We start from the raw sequence: 3,897 nt of genomic DNA, 5'->3' as shown, positions 1-3,897 counted from the left end.
GGGCAAGAGCCTGGAGCAGATCGAGATCGAGCGCTACGGCGAGGTCGTCGACGCCTCCTGATCCCACCGGCGCCCGTTCCGCTGCGACTGCGCAGCGGAACGGGCGCCGCTGCGTCCGGGAGCGCTCAGACCGCGGTGGCCAGCTCGCTGGACAGCACCAGCCCGCCGCCGCCGAGCAGCACCGTGTCGTCGTCGCTCGTGTCCAGCAGCACCACCGGCGGGTCGTCGCGGTGCGGGGCGTTGCGGGCCAGCCGCTCCTGCAGCAGCAGCCGCATCCGCTCGCCGCCCCCGACGACGTCGCCGTGCATGATGTAGGTGCTGGAGGCGAGCATGTGCTCGTTGTTCGCCAGCCCGATCACCAGGTTGTCCGCGTAGAGCTCCAGAAGCTCGACGGCGCCCGCGACGCCCTGCTCGGCCTGCTCGGCCAGCTGGGCGCAGGTCGTGGTGCCGGCGCCGGGCAGCCCCGCCTCCCGGGCCCGCTCGCGCAACCAGCCGGTGGTGGCCACCGTCTCCCAGCAGCCCCGGCGCCCGCACAGGCAGGTGGCCCCCGCCAGGTCCACGACGATGTGGCCGTACTCCCCGCCTGCGCCCTTGAAGCCGCGGAACACCTCGCCGTCGTGCACGATTCCCATGCCCAGCGCCTCCCCGGTGTAGACCGAGGCGAAGTGGTCCATCCCGCGACCCAGCCCGAACCACTTGTCGCCCAGCGCCAGCACGCGCGGGTGGTGGTCCACCGTGACGGAGGTGGCGAACCGCGACGACAGCAGCTCGGCCACCCGGAAGCCGTTCATCACCGGCGCCAGGTGCAGCGAGAGGATCGTGCCGGTGCTGGTGTCGACCATGCCGGCGGCGGCGATGCCGATGCCCAGCAGCGAGCGTCCGCCGAAGCACTCCTCGGCCAGCTCGACCAGCACCGCCGAGATCCGGTCCAGCGGCCAGGACGGGTCGACGACCCGCTCGCCGGACGTGCGGATGGTGCCGTCCATGCCGAGCCGGGCCGCCATCAGCCGGGTCGAGGCGATGCGGATCGAGCCCAGCTCGGCGCCGTGCTGGTTGAACCACAGCGGACGCGCCGGCTTGCCGCCGGAGGGGGAGGCCGCCACCGCGTCGCCCTCCACCAGGCTGCCGTCGTCGACCAGCGGCTGCAGGATGGTGGCGATCGTGGCGCGGTTGACGCCCAGGGCGCGGGCCAGCTGGGCGCGGCTGGTGGGGCCGTTCTGCAGCAGCAGCTGCAGCACGCGCGAGCGGTTGCTGCGCCCCATGGTGCTCGGCGAGAGCAGCCGCACCCTCGCGGTCGAGGTCGACTTCGTCACACGCGTCACCCTTCGTCGGGTCGGGGGCCACCGGCTGCCTGGTTGACCTTTTCGTGACCTCCCGGGTCTAGGCAAGACCCGGTCCGGTATGTAAGTTACCAACTCATACATACCGAGCGCGAGGGTCAGGAGCAGGTCATGGCAGCACAGGGCGGAGCACGGGTCGCGGTGGTGGGCGCGGGCATCCGGGGGTCGATGTTCGCCCGGGCCATCCAGCAGAACCCGACCGCGGAGCTCGTCGCCCTGGTCGAGCCGGCCGAGTCGACCCGCACCCGGGTGGCCCAGCAGCTGCAGATCCCGGTCTACGCCGACGTCGCCGAGCTGCTGGAGCGCCACCCCGACCTCACCGGCGCCGTGATCGCCACCCCCGACCCCACCCACCGCGCCCCCGCGGTCGCCTGCGCCGAGGCGGGTCTGCACCTGCTGGTGGAGAAGCCGCTGGCCACCACCGGCGAGGACGCCGAGGCCATCACCGCCGCGGTCGAGCGGGCCGGCGTGCAGGCCGTCGTCGGCTTCGAGAACCGGTGGAACGAGCGCTTCGCCGAGGTCCGCCGCCAGCTCGCCAGCAAGGAGCACGGCCGGGTCGTGCACCAGGTGTCCAACCTCAACGACACCGTCTTCGTGCCCACCGAGATGCTGTCCTGGGCGGGCACCAGCTCCCCGGCCTGGTTCCTGATGCCCCACACCCTCGACCTGACGATGTGGCTCTCCGACGCCGTCCCCGTGGAGGTCTTCGCCCGCGGCGTGCAGCGGGTGCTGCCCGCCCTCGGCGTCCCCACCTGGGACACCGTCACCGCCTCGTTCCTGATGTCGGACGGCTCGGTCGTGGTGCTCAACTCCTCGTGGGTGCTGCCCACCTCCATGCCGTCGGTCTTCGACTTCCGCCACGAGGTGCACACCGACACCACCAGCTACCAGATCGAGATCAGCCCCAGCGGCGTCACCCGCTACGACGCCGAGCGGGGCAGCTGGCTGCAGTTCGGGGTGCACGAGCGCTCCGGCCGGCTGCGCGGCGTGCCGATCGACATGGTCGACGACTTCGTCGACCTGCTCAACGGCGCCGACCTCGACCTGCCCGACGTCCGCCACGGCCTCACCGTCACCCGCAGCATCGAGGCCGTCCACGCCAGCCTGGCCAGCGGACGTCCCGAACCGATCAACGCCTGACCCGAGGGCCCGACCGAGCCCGTCCACCCGACCGCCACAAGGAGCTCAACCATGGTGAATGCCTTCTCCCGTCGACGCGCGCTCCAGCTGGGCGCCCTCACCGCGGGCTCGCTGGCCCTCGGCGGCTGCGTCGGAGCCAACGACCCGGCCGCCGGCGGTGGTGCCGCCGACCCGGCCGAGGGCCCGCTGCGTCCCGGATCGGCGCCCTCGGGCGAGATCACGATCCTCGACGACAACACCAACCAGGTCTTCCAGGAGTCGACGATCGCCGCCTTCCAGGCCGCGACCGGGATCACGGTGAAGACCTACACGCAGGGCAACTTCAACGACCTGCACGACCGCTTCGCCACCCTCTTCGCCGCCCAGGACACCAGCGTCGACGTGGTGATGACCTGGGCCGGCTGGACGGCCGAGTTCGGCCAGGCCGGCTGGCTGCAGGAGCTGGACCGCTCCGCCGTCCCCGGCGACCTGATCCAGCCCGCGCTCGACGCGGTCAGCTGGGACGGCAAGGTGTACGGGCTGCCCAAGTTCTCCAGCGTGCAGACGATGTTCTGGAACAAGGACCTCTTCGCCGCCGCGGACCTCGACCCCGACCAGGGGCCGGAGGACTGGGACTCGTTCGTGGCCGCCGCCAAGGCGCTCACCCGCGAGGGCCAGTGGGGCTACGCCTGCGACATCGGCAACCCGGCCGGCGCCTACCAGAACTTCCTGCGGGTGCTGCTGCTCAACGGCGGCGACATGTACGACGCCGACTACAAGCCGATCTTCAACAGCGAGGAGGGTGTCGAGGCCCTCACCAAGTTCGCCGAGCTGCTGAACGTGCACAAGGTGATGGACCCCGCCTCGCTGCAGACCACCAACGCCTCCGACCTCGGCGACCAGTTCGCCCGGGGCGAGACCGGCATCGTCTTCAACTGGCCCTTCCAGTACGCGGTGGCCACCGGCGAGGACTCCCAGCTCTCGGCCGACACCGTCGGCAACGGCCTGATCCCGGGGATGAGCGTGCGCTCGGCCTCGATCGACGGCTCCGAGGGCTTCGCCATCAGCAAGTTCTCCCAGAACAAGGAGGCCGCGCTGGCCTGGCTGCAGTTCGTGGCGACCGGTGAGGTGCAGAAGCAGATCGTCGCCGAGGAGGGCTGGTTCCCGGTCTCGCAGCCGGTGCTGGAGGACCCCGAGAGCGTGGAGGCGCTGCCGGTGCTGCAGACCTACCAGCAGTCCACCGACTACGCCACCAAGCGGTGGGGCGTGCCGTGGTCCAGCGAGCTCGACCAGCTGCTGTCGGTGCAGATCAGCAACGTGATGAACCAGACCACCAGCCCGCGTGAGGCCCTGGACAGCGCCGCGGCGCAGACCGAGGAGCTCGTGCGGCGCTACCTCGGGTGAGCACGGTGACCTCGACCACCACCGAGCCGGCCGC

At 71.5% G+C, this 3,897-nt stretch carries 3 protein-coding genes; 2 read left to right on the top strand and 1 reads right to left on the bottom strand.

The features are described 5' to 3' along the window. Nucleotides 1-125: 125 nt before the first annotated feature. Nucleotides 126-1,313: an ROK family transcriptional regulator gene (locus GC722_RS17440; protein WP_197430289.1), complete on the bottom strand. Its 1,188-nt coding sequence runs from the start codon at nucleotides 1,311-1,313 to the stop codon at nucleotides 126-128. Nucleotides 1,314-1,451: 138 nt separating this feature from the next. Between GC722_RS17440 and GC722_RS17435 the strand changes: the two genes are divergently transcribed. Further along, complete coding sequence (locus GC722_RS17435; RefSeq protein WP_156612200.1) at nucleotides 1,452-2,480, top strand: Gfo/Idh/MocA family protein; 1,029 nt, start codon at nucleotides 1,452-1,454, stop codon at nucleotides 2,478-2,480. A 51-nt stretch (nucleotides 2,481-2,531) separates the two neighbouring features. After that, nucleotides 2,532-3,863 (top strand): extracellular solute-binding protein, encoded by a 1,332-nt coding sequence (locus GC722_RS17430; protein ID WP_156612199.1) that lies wholly within the window; start codon nucleotides 2,532-2,534, stop codon nucleotides 3,861-3,863. Nucleotides 3,864-3,897 lie beyond the last annotated feature (34 nt).

Origin of the sequence: Auraticoccus cholistanensis (assembly GCF_009742705.1) — a bacterium.
In the GTDB taxonomy this organism is placed as follows: domain Bacteria; phylum Actinomycetota; class Actinomycetes; order Propionibacteriales; family Propionibacteriaceae; genus Auraticoccus; species Auraticoccus cholistanensis.
The sequence above is the reverse complement of the archived record's forward strand: the minus strand, read 5'-3'. Positions and strand labels throughout refer to the sequence as shown.